The 21,308-nt window shown below is 49.5% G+C and carries 15 protein-coding genes; 7 read left to right on the top strand and 8 right to left on the bottom strand.

Going from position 1 to position 21,308, the window contains the following annotated elements:
- Positions 1 to 37: 37 nt before the first annotated feature.
- The gene (locus KHS78_RS02730) at positions 38 to 2,134 is read left to right on the top strand and encodes a peptidase domain-containing ABC transporter (RefSeq protein WP_211824919.1); all 2,097 of its coding nucleotides are present in this window, start codon (positions 38 to 40) and stop codon (positions 2,132 to 2,134) included.
- On the opposite strand, the gene KHS78_RS02735 is transcribed toward KHS78_RS02730, so the two are convergent.
- The 3 genes from KHS78_RS02735 to KHS78_RS02745 all read right to left on the bottom strand — a co-directional run bounded on the left by KHS78_RS02735 (position 2,104) and on the right by KHS78_RS02745 (position 5,933).
- A complete protein-coding gene (locus KHS78_RS02735; RefSeq protein ID WP_211824920.1) occupies positions 2,104 to 3,108 on the bottom strand; it encodes a M23 family metallopeptidase in 1,005 nt (334 codons plus the stop codon). The genes KHS78_RS02730 and KHS78_RS02735 overlap by 31 nt on opposite strands.
- A 1-nt stretch (position 3,109) precedes the next feature.
- Positions 3,110 to 4,582: a hypothetical protein gene (locus KHS78_RS02740; protein WP_211824921.1), complete on the bottom strand. Its 1,473-nt coding sequence runs from the start codon at positions 4,580 to 4,582 to the stop codon at positions 3,110 to 3,112.
- Positions 4,583 to 4,667: 85 nt separating this feature from the next.
- On the bottom strand, positions 4,668 to 5,933 hold the full coding sequence (locus tag KHS78_RS02745) for a TolC family protein (protein ID WP_211824922.1): 1,266 nt from the start codon (positions 5,931 to 5,933) through the stop codon (positions 4,668 to 4,670).
- 242 nt (positions 5,934 to 6,175) lie between these two features.
- Here KHS78_RS02745 and KHS78_RS02750 point away from each other — a divergent pair, with 242 nt between their 5' ends.
- The gene (locus KHS78_RS02750; RefSeq protein ID WP_211824923.1) at positions 6,176 to 6,787 is read left to right on the top strand and encodes a hypothetical protein; all 612 of its coding nucleotides are present in this window, start codon (positions 6,176 to 6,178) and stop codon (positions 6,785 to 6,787) included.
- Positions 6,784 to 8,064, top strand: coding sequence for an HlyD family type I secretion periplasmic adaptor subunit (locus KHS78_RS02755; RefSeq protein WP_211824924.1), 1,281 nt, complete (start codon positions 6,784 to 6,786; stop codon positions 8,062 to 8,064). The genes KHS78_RS02750 and KHS78_RS02755 overlap by 4 nt, the downstream gene beginning before the upstream one ends.
- A 9-nt stretch (positions 8,065 to 8,073) precedes the next feature.
- On the opposite strand, the gene KHS78_RS02760 is transcribed toward KHS78_RS02755, so the two are convergent.
- A complete protein-coding gene (locus KHS78_RS02760) occupies positions 8,074 to 8,526 on the bottom strand; it encodes an Lrp/AsnC family transcriptional regulator (RefSeq protein ID WP_211824925.1) in 453 nt (150 codons plus the stop codon).
- A 150-nt stretch (positions 8,527 to 8,676) separates the two neighbouring features.
- On the opposite strand from KHS78_RS02760, the gene KHS78_RS02765 reads away from it, so the two are divergent.
- On the top strand, positions 8,677 to 9,747 hold the full coding sequence (locus tag KHS78_RS02765) for a PLP-dependent cysteine synthase family protein (RefSeq protein WP_211824927.1): 1,071 nt from the start codon (positions 8,677 to 8,679) through the stop codon (positions 9,745 to 9,747).
- Positions 9,748 to 10,040: 293 nt separating this feature from the next.
- On the opposite strand, the gene KHS78_RS02770 is transcribed toward KHS78_RS02765, so the two are convergent.
- From KHS78_RS02770 to KHS78_RS02785, 4 genes are all read right to left on the bottom strand, one after another.
- Positions 10,041 to 13,706 (bottom strand): C80 family cysteine peptidase, encoded by a 3,666-nt coding sequence (locus KHS78_RS02770; protein WP_211824930.1) that lies wholly within the window; start codon positions 13,704 to 13,706, stop codon positions 10,041 to 10,043.
- Positions 13,707 to 14,051: 345 nt separating this feature from the next.
- On the bottom strand, positions 14,052 to 14,474 hold the full coding sequence (locus KHS78_RS02775; protein ID WP_211824931.1) for a hypothetical protein: 423 nt from the start codon (positions 14,472 to 14,474) through the stop codon (positions 14,052 to 14,054).
- Positions 14,475 to 14,966: 492 nt separating this feature from the next.
- Positions 14,967 to 15,299, bottom strand: a complete 333-nt coding sequence (locus tag KHS78_RS02780) for a DUF1904 domain-containing protein (protein ID WP_211824932.1) — start codon at positions 15,297 to 15,299, stop codon at positions 14,967 to 14,969.
- Positions 15,300 to 15,355: 56 nt separating this feature from the next.
- Positions 15,356 to 15,724 carry a DUF1904 family protein gene (locus KHS78_RS02785; RefSeq protein WP_211824933.1) on the bottom strand — a complete coding sequence of 123 codons (369 nt, stop codon included), beginning with the start codon at positions 15,722 to 15,724 and terminating at the stop codon, positions 15,356 to 15,358.
- A 162-nt stretch (positions 15,725 to 15,886) separates the two neighbouring features.
- Here KHS78_RS02785 and KHS78_RS02790 point away from each other — a divergent pair, with 162 nt between their 5' ends.
- From KHS78_RS02790 to pflB, 3 genes are all read left to right on the top strand, one after another.
- Positions 15,887 to 16,609: a helix-turn-helix transcriptional regulator gene (locus KHS78_RS02790; protein ID WP_211824934.1), complete on the top strand. Its 723-nt coding sequence runs from the start codon at positions 15,887 to 15,889 to the stop codon at positions 16,607 to 16,609.
- A 108-nt stretch (positions 16,610 to 16,717) separates the two neighbouring features.
- On the top strand, positions 16,718 to 18,817 hold the full coding sequence (gene pta / locus KHS78_RS02795) for a phosphate acetyltransferase (RefSeq protein WP_211824935.1): 2,100 nt from the start codon (positions 16,718 to 16,720) through the stop codon (positions 18,815 to 18,817).
- A 68-nt stretch (positions 18,818 to 18,885) separates the two neighbouring features.
- Positions 18,886 to 21,162 carry a formate C-acetyltransferase gene (gene pflB / locus KHS78_RS02800; protein WP_425513952.1) on the top strand — a complete coding sequence of 759 codons (2,277 nt, stop codon included), beginning with the start codon at positions 18,886 to 18,888 and terminating at the stop codon, positions 21,160 to 21,162.
- Positions 21,163 to 21,308 lie beyond the last annotated feature (146 nt).

The raw sequence follows: 21,308 nt of genomic DNA on the forward strand, positions 1-21,308 counted from the left end.
TCAGAGGGCGCACAGACAACGGATTGCAGCGCCTGCTATGCTCAAGTTCACACTGAAAGAGAGTTTCCTCGCCATCTGCCATTATCTCGGGGCGGATGTTGTCAATGAAGATGTCGAAGCGCTGACCCGGGACGGCCAGGATTTTGATCTTCGCTCGCTGGAGCGGGCTGCCAGCTACTGTAGTCTCCGCGCAGTGAAAAGCCGCAGAAAGCTGATTGACCTGTCAGAAGACGACCTGCCCTGCATTGTCCAGTTGAAGAAAAAGCACTTTATGATCATCACGGATGTCCGTGAGGGTGGATGTTTTGTTGCCTCCGGAAAGCATAACAAGGGCATCTGGATGCCACTGGAACGTCTGGAAGCGGTCTATTCCGGTGTGATTTACCGGTTTCAGGAAGGTGGTGCCGAGCAGCAGAAAAACCTTTCTCTTATGCCGGCCTGGTTCCGCTCTCAGATGACAGAACTCTGGCCACACTATGCACAGGTGCTGCTGGCAACGGTGATGGTTAACCTGTTGACCCTGACACTGCCTCTGTTCACCAACATGGTCTTTGACAAGCTGATCCCGACCTTTGCCACGGATACTCTGCTGACGCTCAGTATTGGCATGGTGGGCGTCGTGGTGTTTGATTTCATCCTGCGCTGGCTGCGCAGCTATTTTGTCGATGATGCTTGCCGGATCATTGAAAAGCGCAGTGAGCAGTTCATTCTGGCGCGCCTGATCCAGCTCAAGCAAAGCGCATTACCCGACTCGCCCGGCCGGATTACCCATGCCGTAGAAAACTTTGCCCGGGTGAAGGAGTTCCTGTCCGGAACGGTGCTGCTGTCTTTGCTGGACGTTCCGTTTTTTCTTCTGTTTACCCTGGTGATTGCCTTGATTGCCGGGGTCATGGCATTGATTCCCCTGACGATTGCGCTGTGCCTGGTGCCGGTTACGATCTACAGCTATCGTCGGACCCGTCGCTATGCCAGCCAGCTGACCAAGGCCAATAATGCCAAAACAGCCTATCTGTACGAAGTCAGTTCAGAACTGGAAGCCATCAAAACACTGGGTGCCCGGCGTAAGGCGCTGGCGCGCTGGCGTTCGCTGGTGACCAACTCTGCCAGCGCATCACTGTCGAGCAAACAGTCCAATGTGCTGCTGAATACGCTGGTCACCAGCGCCACCCAGTGCGTAGTTATCGGTATGCTGGTTCTGGGTGTGTTCCAGATTTACAACGGCAGTATTACCCCGGGCACCCTGTTTGCCTGCATCATTCTCGGCAGCCGTGCCATTGCGCCATTGATGAATCTGGCCATGGCGGTCAACCGGTTGAGTTTTTCCATCAAGGCGCTCAAGGAAATCAATGAACTGCTGGGGCTGACCGGGGAAGATGACAGAAGTGACAAGCTCAATGTTCCCACGTTGAGAGGGCATATTGAATTCGACAAAGTGTCCTACCGGTTTGCGTCGTCAGAGCCTGAGGTGTTGCGGGATATCAGCTTCACCATCAAGCCGGGGGAGCGTGTTGCGATACTGGGAGCATCCGGCTCCGGTAAGAGCACGCTGGTTCGACTGATTCAGGGACTGGTGGAACCCTCAGAGGGCAATATCCTGATTGATGGCCACAATATCAATCATCTGAATCTGGATCAGTACCGCAGCCATTGCGCAGTAGCCCCCCAGAAACCTTCGTTATTCAGGGGAACGCTCAAAAGTAATCTGATGCTAGGGAAAAGTTCTGCGACAACAGAGAAACTGGATGAAGCCTGCCATGCCGCCTGCCTGGATGGCTTTGTCCGGCAGTGTTCCCGGGGCTACAGCCACCCGATCCAGGAGCGGGGTGGCAATTTGTCGGGTGGGCAGAAGCAAGCCTTGTGCCTCGCCCGGGCGCTGTTACGGCACGGACGGCTGTTGATTCTGGATGAGCCAACCAGTGCTTATGATAATTACAGTGAAACCCTATTCTGTCAGCGATTACCGAACATGCTGAAGGAAAACCAGACGCTGATCCTCATTACCCATCGACATAACCTGTTACAGCTGGTGGATCGCATTATTGTGATGGCTGAGGGGCGTATCATTGCCGATGGCAGCCGTAACCGGGTGCTGGCTGAGTTGACTCAGCGACCCGCGGCATCTTCTACGATGTAGGAAAAGGTTTTTTCCATGACGGGCAGGCCTGACCGTTCCAGCGTCAATTGGCCCTGCCAGCTACCCGGTTGGCCAACCGGGTTTTTCATGCCGATGTAATAGAACTGCTGTGCCTTGCTGCGCGTCAGGGCGGGGAAGGTGTGATTCTTGAGTGATTGTCCATCGGGGGCTATCAGTTGGAGCGTGATCTGATCACCCTCGCTTAGGCCGATCAGTCGTACCCAGAAAAACAGGTGTGGACTGTGCTTGTCGGCTCCCTGATTGAATGTGCCGGATTCTATCGCCTGATAGTCCGGTGGTCGCTGGTCACTGAAACCATGATCCAGTAAGGATCCTTCAAAGTAAGTGAGTTGTTTGAGAAGGGATGGATGCCAGAGAGTATTTTCGGTATTTCCGCAGTTTGCGCTTATGGATGTTCCGGTGAAGGGGTCAATCGTCTGATCCTGATGTTTCACTTGAAAATGCACATGGGGAAACGCTGTCAGGCCTGACAGGCCGATATCGCCCAGAACCTGCCCCTGCTGAACCCAATCGCCCTTCGACACTTTGAGGCTGTCTTTTTTCAGGTGTCCATACAGGGTTAGCCAGCTGTCAGAATGTTGCAAGATCACCGCATTTCCCAGCCCGATGGCTTCAAGTTGAGCATGTTTTTCAGGATCAAGGTAGACATCCGCAACGCTATTTCGAATGGCGATGACTTCACCGTCCGCCGCAGCCAGGACGGCAACACCGGATGCCATTTGCGGTAGATTAATCAGGCGGATATCTGTGCCTGTATGACCATTGTAGGTTTGGTGGTGGCACTGATAATCACGGTAAGCAGGGGTGGGATCGTTATCCACATAATTCTGGATAAAACAGTCAACGCCATAGTTACAGTCGACAGGAAAGATGAATGACGGTGTTTCAGCTGCGCTGGCACTTGTCGAGAGACTGAATAACCAAAAGAGGCAACGCCAGCGTAATCGGGCCATCTTAGCGGTCTTGTAGCTTGCTCTTCAGGTCGGTGACCGCCTTGGTCAGCACCTTGAACATCTTTTCCAGCCGCGACTGGCGAACCTGGTTCGACTGGCTTTCTGTCTCGACTTTCTCAGAAAGTGTTTCTATTTGTTCAGAGCAGTCTTCAACCTTCCCGGAATAGTCCTTCACCTGATCAGACACCACCTTGAGTTCTTTGGATGAGGTGACCACTTTTTCTTTGAGTGTATCTTTAAGCCCGGTGACCTGCTCAGTGGTTTTCATCTGGCTTCTGTGCAGGGTTTTCTGTTCATTCAGCAAGGCAGTGACAATCTGTACCAACCGGTGCTTGCTTTCCTTGACGGCACCCAGGGCCTCGACACTCGCATTGGTCTGGGTGGTGAACAGCTGTCGCAGTTTTTCTGCTTCTTTCAGTTGCAGCTCCGCCTGGGTTAGTTGGCTGGACTGCAGTTCCGTCATGGTTTCAATGTGGTTGCCGACCTGTTTCACGGTGTCTGACATCTGGGTGGTTTGTTCAGACAGCTCCTGATGATTATTACGGATCAGGCCCGTCAATTCCTGCCACTGGCCATCACTGATAGAGTCTTTGTCAGATATCTTCTGCAGAATGCCGGAAATTGTCTTGAGCTGCGTAGCGATCTGTCCCAACTGAGCATTGTCGGCAGCGGGTACCGCATTGGCGGTGTTGCCTCCGCTGTTGACGACACCGCTGCCGGCCAGGTGCTCAACCGTATGCTGGGCGAGCCAGTTTTCCATGGAAGAGTTAAAGTAGCTGCTCGCCTTGTTGAGGTGGAGTAGGAGAATGCCGAGCACCAGTGATGTGCTCAGACCCATCAGTGAGGAGCCGAAGGCGGTGCTCATACCGCCAAGAGGCCCTTCCAGACCCTTGATCAGCTGCACCAGCGTCACCATGATGTCGACATCGCCACCAAGGCCTTTTGCCAGATCGGCGAGAATGCCGCCGATGGAGCCAATGGTGATGGTCAGACCCAGAAAGGTACCGAGGAGACCGATAAAGACCAGCAGGTCGGTGAAGTAGCGTACGAAGGCGCTTTTCTCATCCAGACTGTCCTGCAGTGAGTCGATCAACGCCTTGGTGGCGGGGGCTGATAGTTTAATAAGACCCAGTGAGGCAACGTTGTTCTTGAGCAGGGTCACGGTTGGCGTCATCAGGTGCATTTTGAGCTTGGGAGGCGGTGTATCATCGTCCGGGCTGACAAAGAGAATCTCATCCAGCTTGGATACGATCAGTACATCATCCCTGAGGTGGAAAACGTAAAGAAAGCATAAGAAGGTGCCCAGCAGGAAAACAAACAGAATGGTGCCGTTCAGTGCCACGTTGGACATGAAGGCCGGGCCAAAAAAGTCCCTGGTAAAGTAAACCAGCACGATGGTGGCTGCCACGACAAACGCCATGCGCTGGATGAACCCCACGATTTTCTTGGGGTTGGCAATATGCAGCTCAGACATATCCCTGTATACCCTTTTGCTTTCGCATTTCCTTTGCCAGAGTCGCCGAGGCGTCCTCTACTGCTCTTTTGTCGTGACAGCATACTCAGCTGTCTTCCAGAGTCCTGATCGTGTTGATGACATCGTTCATGAAAAAACGGATGTCCAGAATGCTTTTATAAAAGTCGAACTGAAAGACGGCGCTCTGAACCCGGCTGTTATGGTAATCACCTTGTGCGGTGGTGATATCCAGCAGGGTCTTTTCGCCCAGTTCGAACTCCTTGTAATAGAGGTCGACAATTTCCTGGTTGGTCTTCAGGGCTTCGTCGTTGACCATTTTCTCGTCCAGCAGCTTCATCATGGAGCTGTAGGATTCCTGGACTTTTTTCTCCAGTGACAGTGTGGCTTCACGCATCCGGTAATCGGCCTGCATGACCTTGGCGTTAGTTTCGTCAATTTTCCGGCGGGTCTTGAAACCGTCCCAGAGGTCGTAACTCATGGTGACAGTGCCGGCCTCAGTGGTTTTCCATTTTTCCGAGGTGTCCAGGGAGTTTTCCCGGTTGACCTCCAGTTTCATCTTGAAGGTGGGATACAGGTCGGCGCGGGCCTTGTCCCTCTCCTCTTTGGCTGATTCGATGGCAGAGTGCATCGCCTGAACCTGGTAGCTCCGTGTGACTGCAAACTCCACCAGTTCATCCTGTGTGTGCTTAATCACCAGGTCATCCAGCATGGGCATGATCAGGTTGTCGGGTTCAATCCCAGTCAGGCTCTTGAAGGTTTTGCGGGCGAAGGTCAGGTCAGTCTTGTACTGGATCAGCTCCAGTTCGGCATTCTGTCCCAGGCTGGTCAGACGCTGGACGTCCGATTTGCCCGAGGCGCCCGCGGCCTCCCGGGTTTCAAGAATGCCCAGGAAACGCTTGTAGAAAACGATGTTTTCTTTCACATGCCCGATGACCTGTTCCAGTTTCAGGATTTCCAGGAAAGTCTTGGTGGTCAGCAGGGCGAGTTTTTCGCGGCCATCATTCAGTGTTTGCCGGGAGACATTGAGTTTGTGCTTTCTGGCATCGACCTGGTTGGAGATCCGGCCAAAATCGTAGACAACCTGGCTGAGGATGACGGACGATTTGATCTTGTCCCGCCAGTCCTTGTCCGTGCTACGGGTTAACCCACGTTCCAGCTGGTAGGACAACTTGGGATGATAATCGGCATAACTCTGGTCAAGCCGGGCCTCTCCCATATCGACCGAAGCCTCAAGGGATTTCACAGTAGGGTTAAATTCCAGCGCCTTGATGACTGCTTCTGTCAGTGTCAAGGCATGGCCCGGGGTCAGGAACAACAATGAACAGCCCCCAAGCAGACATTTCAGCTTCATACCATCCAATTCCGCCTGAGTCCGTTGTAATTATGGGGAAGGCTTTCAAGCTGAATCGGCTTATTGAAGGAGAACTGTAGAAAGGGAATACGCTTGACGAACCTGTAGAAACATCAAGAAGCCCATAAGGCAGACGATAGATACTTAGACCTGTCGGTGTAATACACGTCGTGGCTGACAAGGCATGCCGGTTTCCCGGGCCGTAGCCGGTTTTCATTCTGCTGATCCGCCGGTGGAGCGCTATGGCGAAAGAACCTGAAAGTAATCCTTGGCCCGGATTTGTAGATGCACTGTCGACCACGTTGCTGGTATTTGTATTCCTTGTCGTCGTACTCATCCTGGTTGTAACCGCACTCAGTGTTCAGGTCGGTTACGATATCGCGAAAGCCGTGCTTGAAACCGAGAAAAAGGCAGCGGGTAAAATGAAGGCCCTGGAGTCGGGTCAGCAGGCGACTGTGGATGCGGATATTGAACGGGAAATTGTCTCAGAAGCCACAGATGTCATTCTGGAAAGCCAGGTTGAAGCAGAAGTCAAAGAGAAACTGATTCGTATAAAGTACCAGGATTTCAGTTCCCGCCTGACCGAAGACGCCAAGAAAGATTTTGAGTCATGGATTGATGAAAAATACGATGAAATCAAGGAAAAACCTGTCTTCATCATCAGCATCCTGACTCATAAAGGTGTGGCGAAAACAGTGGCCTATGAGGTGGCGTTCAACCGGATCACCCAGATTCGTAAGGTCCTCGTTGAAAAAGGCCTCCCTTCCGAGAATATCAAGGTTCGGCTGGATGACTCCGGTCCTGACAATCAACGCAATGAAGTTGTTATCAAGGTACTGGAAGAATGGCCATGAAACCGCTGCTAAGCCGGATGAACCACCGCTTCCTGTCGCGCTATTCCATCGTGCTCTGTATCACGGGCATTATTCTTTTTTTCCTGATCTGGGCGGCGATTGTCGAGATTGATGTAGTTGTCAAAAGCGACGGGCGGGTTACGACCTTCAGTAATAACAGTGTGGTCGAGCATCTTGAAGGTGGGATCCTGACTGGCCTGCATGTCACGGAAGGCCAGCGGGTCGCCAAGAATATGTTGCTGTTTGCGGTGATGAATCCCACCCTGACTGAAAACATCAGTATTCGGAAACAACAGCTGAATGGGCTGGTGGCCAAGGCCCAGCGACTGTATGCAGAAATGAAAGGCGAGGCCCTGTCACCCTCCATTGAGCAAGTCGCGGAGAAAGATGAGTATTATTTCAATGAGCTGGAACTGCATAAGAAACGAAAAAAGAAGCTCAGGGAACAGATCTCTATTGTCCGCCAGCAGATCACCAAGGAAGAGGCACTGTTGTCCGAGCTGGAACAGGTCATCAAGGATATGAACAATGAGCGGGCCGTGGCGCAGAAGCAGCTGGATATTCTGTCGACCTTGCTGCGGCAGGGCGCCGGTTCCGTGCAGAACCAGCTCGAAAAGAAGATGGCGCTGCTCAAGATCGAAACCCGGGTCAACCAGTCAATGAAACAGATTCCGGTGATTGAGGCGAAATTGTCAGAGCTGCGTCTGAAGAAAAGCAAATTGATTACCGACTTCCGCGAAGAAGCCCAGCACGATTACAACAAGACCCGGTTGGAAATTGCCCAGATCCAGGAACAGATTCGCTCATCGCGGGAAAGGGAAGTCCGTGAAAACGTCACAGCGCCGGTTACCGGTACCCTGCACACCCTTCACGTCAATACGATTGGTGAAGTGGTGCCACCGGGCGCCGTGATGGCAGAAATCGTACCGGATGGTGTGCCGCTGATGGTTGAAGCCATGGTGGCACCGCACGACCGGGCCAAGGTCTGGCCGGGGCAGGCGGTGAATGTGCGGGTCTCTGCTTATGATTACACCACGTATGGTTCCCTGAAAGGGAAGGTGCTGGAAGTGAGTGCGGACACCTATAAACATGAAGTCACGTCCCAGCACTATTACAAGGCCATGATTGAGACCGATACCACCGGTTTCGATGAAAACAGTCAGCTGATTCCTGGAATGACGGTAGAGCTGAATATCCTTGCCGGTAAAAGGACGCTGCTTGGCTACCTGCTGGGCCCTTTGTCTGAATCCATCCGTTTTACGGCGACGGATACATAAGCCTCGGTGTCACAGTGGTAGTGCGGTGGTGTATTTGATCTGTTCCATGGCAAAGCTGGAAGTGACATTACTCAGCCCGTCGACTGAATCAATCAGCTTCTTGTAGAACACATCAAATGCCTGAATATCACTGACAACGACCCGCAGCAGGTAATCCCACTCCCCACTCATACGATAGAGTTCGGCCACTTCCGGGAACGAGGCTACGGTGTGGGCAAAGTCGGTCAGCCAGCTGCTGTTATGGCCGCTGGTTTTTATGTGTACGAAAACGGAAACGCTGAGGTTTACTTTGGCAGGGTCAAGCAAGGCGACACGGCGGGTCAGGATGCCTTCACTCTCCAGGCGCTTGATGCGCTTCCAGCATGGGGTGGGAGAGAGATTGACCTGTTCAGCGATCTCCGTCAGCGGAAGAGTGGTATCTTCTTGTAGCAGTGTAAGTATTTTACGATCAGTTTTATCCATGAAAAATAATTCTAACTATATTGGATAGTTTGGAATTATTTTTCATACTGACTGAAATCACCAGTCGACTTTGCAATATTTTTCCCCCGTCCGGGCGATAGTATGAGTAACAGAAACGTCTGTTATCGCATGTGTGGAGAGTGATGATTTATGGTCAGTAATCGTGAATGGGTCAACCAGGCTATCCGTGCCATTGAAGCGGACTTTCAGCGTTCGGCCGACACGCACCTGATTAAACTCAATATCCCGAGCCTGACCGGTATTGATATTTACCTCAAGGATGAAAGTACCCACCCTACCGGCAGCCTGAAGCACCGGCTTGCCCGTTCCCTGTTTCTCTATGGGCTATGCAACGGAAAGATTCGGAAAGGCATGCCAATTATTGAGGCGTCATCCGGCAGTACGGCGATTTCCGAAGCTTACTTTGCTCGGTTGATTGGTTTGCCGTTCATCGCCGTGATTCCGAAATCTACCGCGAAAAAGAAAATCGAGCAGATCGAATTTTATGGCGGACAGTGTTATCTGGTGGATAAACCCTCAGATATTTACCTGGAGTCCGAACGGCTGGCGGCTGAGCTGAATGGTTACTACATGGATCAGTTCACTCATGCCGAGCGTGCTACAGACTGGCGGGGCAACAACAATATTGCCAATTCCATCTTCAGCCAGATGGAAAAGGAACCGTGTCCTGAGCCTTCCTGGGTAGTCATGAGCGCAGGCACTGGTGGTACCTCGGCAACGATCGGGCGTTATATCCGCTATCGGCAACTTGATACACGACTGTGTGTCGTAGATCCGGATCACTCGGTATTTCACGACTATTTCAAGACTGGTGATTGTGCGCTAACACTGGATAAGTCATCCCGTATAGAAGGCATTGGTCGTCCAAGAGTGGAGCCCTCTTTTGTTCCGGAGGTTGTGGATACCATGCTCACCATTCCAGATGCAGCTGCTATTGCCACGATCTACTGGCTGGAAAAGAACATTGGACGTAAGGCTGGTGCAAGTACAGGCACTAACCTGTTTGGCGCACTCAAAATTGCCAGTGGCATGCAGGAACGGGGAGAGCAGGGTTCCATTGTTACTCTGCTCTGTGATGCAGGAGAGCGTTACCTGGATACCTACTACAACCCCGAGTGGGTGGCTGCGAATATTGGCGATATCAGCGCCTGTGAGAAAGCCCTGGAAACATTGGATATTACAGGTAACCTTCCAGCCTGATACGGAGGGTGTGTAGAAGAGAGCCTGTTTTGAACTGGTCTTCTTGCAACAGGCTCTCTACTCACTACAGCAAGATCATACATCCTGATTTTGAAATTAGTCAGTGAGATTAAAATAGGGTCATAAGTCGTCTTTTGGATGGGCTATATTACGATATTTATAGTGATAAAAATGGGTTAATCTAATCTCACTAAATAAAATAAATGTGTATAGCTGAAGAAGGTATCTATCACAGAAAGATGGTGTTTATTGATGAAGTATCTTTGTTTTTGCGTTTCAGTGTTACATGTTTTTTATTTGAGTTCAGGGAGGTCTGAATCATCCTCTTCTATTACATTTCCATCTTCAATTCTGTAAATAGCTTTCATATTGTTCACTCGTTTATAACCTGTTCCAATAAAGTGGTCATGGGTTTCTTTATCTTTTGTTTGTACTTCATTCCAATAAGAAAGCGCTTTTTTAATCCAGGGTAGCTCAATAGTTAATCCTAGTAACCCCTCTTTTATATATGTCTTTCTACCTGTTTTATCTGAAAAAGATGGACAGCCAATTCGAGGAGCGCTGACCATTGTTCGATAGCCTAGAAATGCTAGTCGTTTTGTAAACCTAGTTCTAAAGTTTATTAATGGGAGATTACTTCCAGTATTACAATGTAGTAAGGTTATTTTTGAAGGTTTGTCTCCATCTTTTTTCATAATCAATTGGTGCATTTTATTAGCAACATATTGACCTCCTAGAGGGAGTTCTGTCAGCCCGTATTTGTCTTTGTCAGAGATTATGTTGCCATCGCCATGTGAGCCGATAATGATTTTATAATTGCCTTTTAATGGGCGTTCTATTCCTCGAATTAATTTCAATCGTTCATCATTAATAGACCATTCATAAAGTGCTGTTCGTCTTGGATGTTTAATGCAAAGCTTTTCAGGACCATCATCAATAACGCTTGGGGTTGCTAAGACGATTGCATGATCGTAGCGATACTCTTCATCATCAAAGATATCATCCTCATCAAATGGTTCTCCAGTTAATATTTGGTAATTCTGTTGAGCATCTTTTGAAATAGGTACTCTAAAATCTATTTTTTCTCTTAGTCTGGCGCGAAGAAGTCTTTTGTTTATTCTCAGATCAAATGTTATAGCAGCTTTGTGTACTAAAGTATGGGCTAGTTCCTTGGTTAATTGAGGAAGTAGGGCGACAGGAAACTCTCCGCATTGGAATCCCGTTTTTTCTATATAATCGAGCATGCTCTCATCCATTCTTTTAATTGCGGCTAGGATTAGTGCGGTGCCGATTTCATTGTTGCCTCTAATAAATTCCATCCATGCTTCATTAAAGTTGTCTTGGCAGTGGTCATATAACTTGTCGAGGAAGTAATGTTTGCAAAGGTGTTTAAATCTATAGGTGTATTTTATACTCTTTAAAGCCCTTTGTAGCATGTAGGCCTCAATCGGTATTTCGTCTATTGCAATAGCTTCTCTTTTTATTAGTGTATTTATAATGTCAACTTTATATTCTTCCATTTTTTCTAGGAATCTTAAGTCTTCCTGATAATGTATTCTACTTTGATTTTTTGTAGTATCTACCTTTTCAATGAGATAATAGATGCAGAGTAACGTATCTATCAGTACAGAATTAGGTTCTGACAATACAAGCTTTTGAATGATTAGTGTCAGCTTTTCAAAATCAATTTCGTCAAAGTAGTACCTTTTTGGATTGGCAAGGCCGAGAAGAAACAAACAATGTAATATTCCTTGTTTTTGTGCAAAGTGACTCGGGTATTGCGTCATTAGTTCCCATACCAATGCAAAATCGGCCGCGATAACCGTATAGCTAAAAGTGAGTGGAGCATCAAGAGCGTAGGCCTCAAAAGCTGAGCTTAACATTATATGGTCTTGGGCCATGGTTGCGTCCAATGCTTGAAAAGCTTCAGTAAGACTACTTTCAGAATCAACAAAAATACAAGGTGGTGTTAATTGTTTTGGCAGTACGCTATAACTGATGGTTGATTCAGAATGAGTTTTACTTAATGTAGAATCTGTTAAAGGTAAATCTGCACTGTTGGGACAAGTGGCGCTAAGGTTTGCATGATGATGTGAGTTGTTATTGGTCTCTTCATTATGTTCATCAATACTATGATCTGATTTATTAGTGTTAGTAGGTATATCAACCGTGTCAGCAGAATGCTCAATTGACAAATGGTCGATATGATCTGGTTTTTCAGGAGCGTCTGGCATCCAGGTTAATCGTTTTTGTGGTGTGTCAGGCTGCGCGCTTCTGACTACTTTTATATTAAATTGTGTTGCATGCGCCTGCAGCAATGTTTGATCAGTGATTGCGCGTATTCTTTCTTCTATTAAAGGGTTGGTTGATTCTTTATAAAGTATTCCAGCTTGTTGTAGCTGTAAGATATGGGCTTCATTCTTTATTTTAATTGCATGGATAATGATCGCATTTTTAACGTCATAGTGCTTTTCTAAGTAGGCAATCCATGCATGCTCTGCATATCCAAAAATACAATCTTTAATAAAAGAGCTGTAAATACAATCGATTAAATCATCATACAGGAATTGGTATTCGCTTACGGGAGATGATGTATCTATAAGTCTTGATAGCATATGAGCTTCAATCGTTATTTGGCCTATTTGAGGGAAGTTAAACATAGCTATTGACAGGAGGAATGGTCTTGAATGCAATCTGTACGTATGCTGGGTTAGGGGATGCATCATTCCTATGCGTCTCATCATTTGGACATTAGGAGAATGATTATTCTTTGCTAAGTATTGAGTTATCTGGATTTTATATCTTGTCAGCGTTTTAAAAATATGTTGTTTGCATTGATCTGTTTCTCTTTCTGGTCGCATTTCTTCACACGCCTTCATGAGCGCAGTGATACAAATTAATGTGTCAACAATAGTAGTATGCGACTCTGTTAATAGCAGGTTATCTACTATTAGTGTGAGATTGTCGAAGTTTATTTCTTCATAACTATCCCTTAACCGGTTTTGAAGCCCTGTATTGAATAAAAGGTACAGCAAACCTTGTGGCTGTTCGAAGTGTTCCGGGTAGTCCGTCATGAGTTTCCAGACCAATTCAAAGTCACCAATACGAACAATATGCCTAAACGTTAACGGACCGTGTTCATCGTACTTCTGTAAAGCCGGATCTTCCTCCATCTTTTGCATAATAATTTTATCTAATTCTTGAAACCTCTCAGGGATGCTTGGTTCAGTATCTATCAGCAAACAGCCGGTTGATATGCTGTCAGATGGGGCGTTAGGCCCTATGCATTCAGGAGCGAGAGATTCCGTTGCTAAGGTGTCAACTGTGTCTAAACGATCATGATCCGCTACACATGCAGCCCCGTTGCAGCTGTTTTCTTTCTCGCATTGTTCCTCTGTTGGTAGCGAACAAGCGTTGACCATATCGTGAAGTGTGAATTTCGGTATTGCTCCTGAATCACTATATATCTGGGGTGGTTGATCCGACCTGAAGCTTATCGCGGGCTCTGTTACATCCCAGGTTAAGGATGCATGCTGACTCGTCAAGGAACTTGAGTCGGCACTCATCGCTTCTATGTGTTCTTCTGGTGATGGTGAATTGACTATTTCTGCATCGGAATTCACTGCTTCTGTAGAAATAGGTGGGATGCTGGATGAATGGTTGTCGGTGACATGGATGTCTTGTGGGCCAACACCTACGTTTTCATCGCTGTGTAAACCATCAGCTGTCATGCCTGTCTCTGATATATTGTCGTCACGACAACAGACAAAACAATGGCGGGTAATAATTTTTTTTAAGTTGATAAAAAAACCGTAAACCTTTTCCTTAACGTCCTGCACTAATCTGATAGCGGCTTCAATCACACAAACGACTTTTCCACAAAAATAACTTTGCTCAGACGAATTATTGGTCTCAGGATTAGAACGATGAAGCGGTGGGTTTACGTGTATGCTGTCCATTGCCTTGCATAATCCTTGAAATTATTAAATGCATCATGTGTTGTGATAATTGTCAATCAATCTATTTGCTGTTTTTTGAAACTATTGAAGTTGTCTATAAATCGATAACCTTCTTTCGGCAAAGCAGGAGTTGTAATTCATTATTAACAACCATCCTGTGAATAAGAGGAAAATAAAATGTGACTATCAGTCATACAATTAATAGGTTTATCGAGATACGGTTGTATGCAAACACGGAGTTAATAGTGCTCCATTACCTAGACAGTAAGCCAGATCACCGAATGACTCGGTTTCGTATACTTTCCAGCAAATACTATTAACAACCGTACCAATTCAAGTCATTCACTAAGATATTTCTTTATCGTCAAATTTATTCCAAAAGACGCGCTCCAGAAGGGTATCAAGCTCATCAAGATTGGCCTCATATGCTGATTTATGAATAGACTGGATGAGTCCGACTGTAGAACTGACGGTGGTACCAAGTGCCAGACTGACTACGAAAGCACCAGCACCAGCCAATAGGGTTAAGGGTATTTTTATAAGGACACAGCAACGGTCATCCAAGCTTTTCCATGTTTCTTGGACTGCTAACTTTGTCCATGTATAAGGAATCATAATAAGATTTGATGCTAGTTGGCGAAGAGGGTATGTGATTCGATATACGGTACGTCCAAAAACAGATTCTTTACATGCTGTCTTGACAGCTGGAATGCGGAAGTCGTTTAAACTACCGCAACAAAATGCATTCTTTAAAAGTGAAATTGCCATAACGATTCCTTAAAACACTTTGGCACTAATCAAAAGGCCTCTTTTAATTAGTGGTGATTTGTTACCATGAGTAAACCCCTTGTTTAGATGTTTTTTTCTTATATAAGTTCCATCTCAAGGTAGGGCTAGGGATGTTCGTTGTAGATGAGTTATTTAGATTGGAAAAATCAAATTCCAAATAACTAAGGGGTACGATTACGAATAAATTGGTTATAAAATCTAAGGTTTTTATAATGTGGTTATGATTTAATGGCGTTATTATTTGATTAAATACCCTGCATAATACATAGCCGTTGCTGATGTATCATAAGATGTACATTGGTGTTAGTGATATTGCTTGGGGTTGCAAGAACGATATGCTGGTCTAATTGATTTACAAAGAGGCACTAATATCAGTGATAAGAGGTACCTGCTCGTTTATATACGGAAAGTGGTGAAAGGTTGTTCTGGCATCGCCTATTTTGGGGGCTGTTATCCAATGTTATGATTTGCTTAGAAATGCTCTCCGTTCTCGTAGTAATCTCTCTCAATCAATTGGTGAAACACAACGGCGATATCAGCAGCTTGATCGCTGACCCGGCGAATCAGTTGAGTTAAGCTGGCGGCGACTTTGTCCTGTACCTCTGGCCCCCGGTCAAACCAGTGCATTTCAATGAAGGGATAACCGGCATCTTCTTTACCATCGACGATGAACGTCGAGGGGATATGCTCAATCGTGAAATGATCCCGGGGGCAGCCGACCAGTTCTGACAGGGAATCAAGCAGCTCGCTGCTCATCATCATGATCTGGTTTTTTTGAACGCCTCGAATCCTGACATGTGGCATGGTATGTCTCCTGGTTAAATGCAACTGACGAGAGAGCATATCACTATGCCAGGCATTTACCTGTCAGCACTTTCCCGCCTGTCAGTGGAAGGATCAAAACACTGTCCGTTCATGAAAAATGCCTGATCGCTTTTGTCAAAGAAGATGATGGTTATATTGCCCGATATACCTGTCTTTCGTCGTATGATGCTGGTGATTGTGTTGACGGTACGTTGTTTGATGGGGTTGCCGAGATCCAGCCAGAATACTTCGATGACAGGTGACGGAGCCGGGTTTCCGGCACTGACAAAAAAGTGTGATAGCGGTTGCTCAAGGGTGATATGTGTTTTGGGATAACCCATTATTTCCGCAACACGTTCAATCAACTCTTTGCTGAATTGGTTGACGGTTTTCTGGTCCAGACCTCGTATCTTGATATGCGGCATGTGGTTTCTCCTTATTCAACATGGCGTTAAAAACTCAAAAACTATTGACTTAAAACAACTACGCAAAAAAGTTGTTCAACTATAGTTGAATCACATTGTGTCGTTGATTATTTCAGTATTCGGGTCAGGTACGACCAAGCGTCTTCGGGAGAAGCTGTCACTGTGTTGGAAGACATTCACACTCAACCTAACAGGCTGCAATTGCCGGATGACGAGCCTGCCTGGCGCAGTGGTCCTTTCACTGAGGAAGACCGCCAGATTATCCGTTCCATGGAAACCGTGGTAGACGGTATTGCCGCTATTCTGGGTATGAGCTGTGAAGTTGCATTGCACTCCCTGGAAGACCTCAACCAGTCGATCGTCAAGATTGCCAACGGCATGACGACCGGTCGCAGTGTCCATAATCCCATTACTGCCGGTGCCCTGCGCCAGCTGCATGAAATTGCCAGCCAGCCGGGCAGTGATATCCGCACCACCTTCAAGCGCACGCCTGACGGCCAGCTGCTGAAATCCACAAGCAGTGTTATTCGTAACGGCCAGAACCGTCCCATTGGCATGCTCTGTATTAACATTAACATGAGCATTCCTGCCGCGGACTTCCTGCAGGCATTTGTGGGTGGTGTTGACAGTGAAATGGCGGTGACCGAGCACTTCCCCTCCAGCGTCGACGACCTGGTGGAGAGCACGGTCGACAATACCATTCAGGAAATCAACAGCGATCACCAGCTGTCCAACAAGGTGAAAAATAAGCACATCATTATGGCCCTGTACGACAAGGGTATCTTTGATATCAAGGAAAGTGTGCCGCTGGTTGCAGGTAAACTCGGCGTGTCCAAGCACACCGTCTATCTGTACATACGACAGCGTAAATCCGGAGAAGGCTAATCCCTTACCGGGAGTCAGCCTTCAAAAGCGGTGTAGTCGCTATCGCGTCAAAAACGACGATTAACGACTACAGTTGTTTCTCAGTTATCAGGTCTCTATTCAGTCAGTATGCACACGTTTTTTGTTGCACCCACACATTATGGGGTTGGTCTTACGTCCGTTGCCCTGGGTATGGTTCGCGCCCTTGATAAGCTCGGATGCCGCGTCTGTTTCTTCAAGCCGGTAGCCCAGCCGCGTCCGGGTGAAAATGGCCCTGAGCGTTCCGTGGAAATGGCCCGCTCCGTGCTCAGCCAGCAAACCGTTCAGCCGATCACCATGAACCGTGTGGAAGATTTGCTGGGTGACAATAAATCCGACGTTCTGATGGAAGAGATCGTCGCCAACTTCGACCGCGCCTGCGCCGGTGCGGATGTGGTTATCGTTGAAGGTCTGATCCCGACCCGTGACGCGCCTTATGTGCCACGCCTGAACAGCGAAATCGCCAAGACCCTGAACAGCAAGGTGGTTCTGGTTGGCCAGCGTGACGAAGATGAAACCCTGGCAGACGTCGCGGACCAGTTGGAAATCGCGGCAGACAACTACGGTGGTTTGTGCAGCAAGTACGTACTGGGCTATGTCCTGAACAAGATGGACGAAGCGAGCCTGGCTGAACTGAATCCTGACGGTGAGTTCAAGCCACTGCCGGACATCGCCTGCAACCGCGCTATGCCCATGGGCTACATCCCCATGCGTGAAGAGCTGTCAGCCGCCCGTACCCGGGATATTGCTGACAACCTCGGCGCTGAAATCCTGTTTGAAGGTGAAATAAACCAGCGTCGTGTGACCTCCCGTGTGCTGTGCGCGCGCACTGCCGCGAACATGGCTCACCACCTGAAGCCTGGCACCCTGATCATCACCCCTGGCGACCGTGACGACGTCATCCTGGCGACCTCTATGGCTGCACAGAATGGTGTGCCCCTGGCTGGTCTGTTGATCACCGGTGGTAACCAGCCGGCAGACTCTATCATCAACCTGGTCAAGCCTTCCCTGCTGAGCAGTGGCCTGCCCGTGTTAATGACTGAATCCAGCTCCTACGAAACCGCAACTCGCATGGACCGTATGCACAACAGCGTACCGGCCGATGACCTGGAGCGGATCGAGATGGTCATGGAGACCGTGGCTGATCACATCAATGTGGACTGGCTGCAGAGCGCGATTGCCACCACCGTTGAATCCCGTCTTTCTCCGCCGGCATTCCGTTACCAGCTGGTACGCAAGGCGCAACAGGCCAACAAGCGTGTTGTTCTACCGGAAGGTGATGAGCCGCGTACGATCCGTGCGGCGGTTATCTGTCAGGAACGTGGTATTGCCAACTGTGTCCTGCTGGGCAAGCGTGAGGTGATCGAGGCTGTGGCTGAAAGCCAGGGCATCACCCTGCCGGAAGGTCTGGAAATTCTGGATCCTGAGACCACTCGTACCCAGTATATTGACCCGATGGTTGAGCTGCGTAAGAGCAAAGGTCTGACTGCACCGATGGCGGAAGCGCAACTGGAAGACACGGTTGTTCTGGGCACCATGATGCTGGCTATGAATGACGTTGACGGTCTGGTTTCCGGTGCGGTTCACACCACCGCGAACACTATCCGTCCTGCGTTCCAGTTGATCAAGACCCGTCCTGATGCCGCGAACGTTTCCTCCATCTTCTTCATGCTGATGCCGGAACAGGTACTGGTTTACGGTGACTGCGCCGTTAACCCGGATCCGACCGCTGAACAGCTGGCTGACATCGCCATTCAGAGCGCTGATTCTGCCGCCGCATTCGGTGTTGACCCCCGCGTCGCCATGATTAGTTACAGCACCGGCGACTCCGGCATCGGCAGCGATGTTGAGAAAGTCCGTGAAGCGACCCGTATCGCCCGCGAGCGTCGCCCTGACCTGATGATCGACGGTCCGCTGCAGTACGACGCGGCGTCTGTCGAAGACGTTGCCCGCAGCAAGGCACCGAACAGTGATGTTGCCGGCCGCGCCACCGTATTTGTATTCCCCGACCTGAACACCGGAAACACCACTTACAAGGCGGTACAGCGTAGCGCCAACGTCGTAAGTGTCGGCCCGATGCTCCAGGGTCTCCGTAAGCCCGTTAACGACCTGTCCCGCGGCGCGCTGGTAGACGACATTGTCTACACCATCGCCCTGACTGCGATTCAGGCCGACGCCGGGCAACAGTAAAAGATGGTAGGGCAGTCCCCATGGGCTGCCCTGTCTGTCAGTTAACGAGAAGCACAGTAGGTATAGCCATGACAACTGAAACCATGAGCGCCGCCTGGGAAGGTTTCGAGCACGGTCAGTGGACAGAGTCCGTTGACGTTCGTGACTTCATCCAGAAAAACTACACCCCGTTTGAAGGGGATCACACCTTCCTGGCCGGCCCGACTGAGGCCACTGACAAGCTGTGGATTGACGTCCTGGAAGGCATCAAGGTCGAGAACAAGACCCACGCGCCGCTGGATTTCGACACCAAGCTGCCGTCTACCATCACCAGCCACGATGCCGGTTACATCATCAAGGACCTGGAGACCATCGTTGGTCTGCAGACTGATGCGCCCCTGAAGCGTGCGATCCTGCCGAACGGCGGTATCCGCATGGTTGAGGCTTCCTGTGAAGCGTACAACCGTGAGCTGGACGCTGATACCCTGAAGATCTTCACCGAGTACCGCAAGACTCACAACCAGGGTGTTTTCGACGTCTACACCAAGTCCATCCGTGACTGCCGTAAGTCCGGTGTTCTGACCGGTCTGCCCGATGCCTACGGACGTGGCCGTATCATTGGTGACTACCGTCGTGTTGCCCTGTACGGCATCGACGCCCTGATGAAGGACAAGGCACGTTCTCACGCGTCCCTGGAAGAAAAACTGAATGCCGGCGAAGACCTGGAAGCGACGATTCGTCTGCGCGAAGAGATCTTCGACCAGTACCGTGCCCTGCAGCAGATGAAAGAGATGGCCGCCAAGTACGGCTGCGATATCTCCGGTCCTGCAACCAACGCCCGTGAAGCGGTTCAATGGACCTACTTCGGTTACCTGGCTGCGGTTAAATCCCAGAATGGCGCTGCCATGTCCCTGGGCCGTGCCTCCACCTTCCTGGATATCTACATCCAGCGTGACCTGGACAACGGCACCATCACTGAGCAGGAAGCTCAGGAATACATCGACCACTTCGTCATGAAGCTGCGTATGGTGCGTTTCCTGCGTACTCCTGACTATGATCAGTTGTTCTCCGGAGATCCTATCTGGGCGACTGAGTCCATCGGTGGTATGGGTCTGGACGGCCGTACCCTGGTCAGCAAGACCAGCTTCCGTTTCCTGAACACCCTGTACAACATGGGCCCGAGCCCGGAGCCGAACATCACTGTTCTGTGGTCCGAGCAGCTGCCCCAGGGCTTCAAGGAGTACTGTGCGAAGGTTTCCATCGACACCAGCTCCATCCAGTACGAAAACGATGACCTGATGCGTCCTGACATGGACAGCGACGATTACGCCATCGCCTGCTGCGTATCACCGATGATCGTTGGTAAGCAGATGCAGTTCTTCGGCGCTCGTGCCAACCTGGCCAAGACCCTGCTGTACGCAATCAACGGCGGTGTGGACGAGAAGCTGAAGACCCAGATCGGTCCCAAGACTGACGCAATCACTGCGGACGTACTGGAATACGAAGACGTTTACAACCGTCTGGACAACTTCATGGACTGGCTGGCAACCCAGTACGTGACTGCACTGAACTGCATTCACTACATGCACGACAAGTACAGCTACGAAGCCGCCCTGATGGCGCTGCACGACCGTGACGTTTATCGCACCATGGCGTGTGGTATCGCGGGTCTGTCCATCGCGGCGGACTCCCTGTCTGCCATCAAGTACGCGAAAGTTAAGCCGGTACGTGACGAAAACGGTATTGCCGTCGATTTCGAAATCGAAGGTGACTATCCGAAGTTCGGTAACAACGATGACCGCGTTGACAGCATCGCTTGCGAGCTGGTGGAAAGCTTCATGAAGAAGGTTGCTTCCCACAAGACTTACCGTAACGCGGTACCGACCCAGTCTATCCTGACCATCACTTCTAACGTTGTGTATGGCAAGAAGACCGGTAACACCCCGGACGGTCGTCGTGCAGGTCAGCCTTTCGGTCCTGGCGCCAACCCGATGCACGGCCGTGACACCAGCGGTGCGGTTGCATCCCTGAGCTCTGTGGCTAAACTGCCTTTCGCCTATGCGAAAGACGGTATCTCCTACACCTTCTCCATTGTGCCGAAGGCGCTGGGCAAGGACGACGGCAACCGTCAGCGTAACCTGGCCGGCCTGCTGGACGGTTACTTCCACCACGAAGATTCCCGTGAAGGTGGTCAGCACCTGAACGTGAACGTGCTGAACCGTGAAATGCTGGAAGACGCCGTGGAGAACCCGGAGAAGTACCCAAGCCTGACCATCCGTGTGTCTGGCTACGCGGTACGCTTCAACTCTCTGACCCCAGAGCAGCAGCGCGACGTTATTACCCGTACCTTTACTGCGACAATGTAAAGACGACAAACAAGCCCGACAGTGTCGCTGACACTGTCGGCTACCAAACATGGAATGACTGTGAGAGGTAGTTAAGGCGGAAAACAGTGACCCCTGTTTTCAATGCCAGGGATTTTTTACCGGCCCATGTGGCCGGTTTTTTTATG

The organism is Kistimonas asteriae (assembly GCF_018263925.1).
GTDB lineage: Bacteria > Pseudomonadota > Gammaproteobacteria > Pseudomonadales > Endozoicomonadaceae > Kistimonas > Kistimonas asteriae.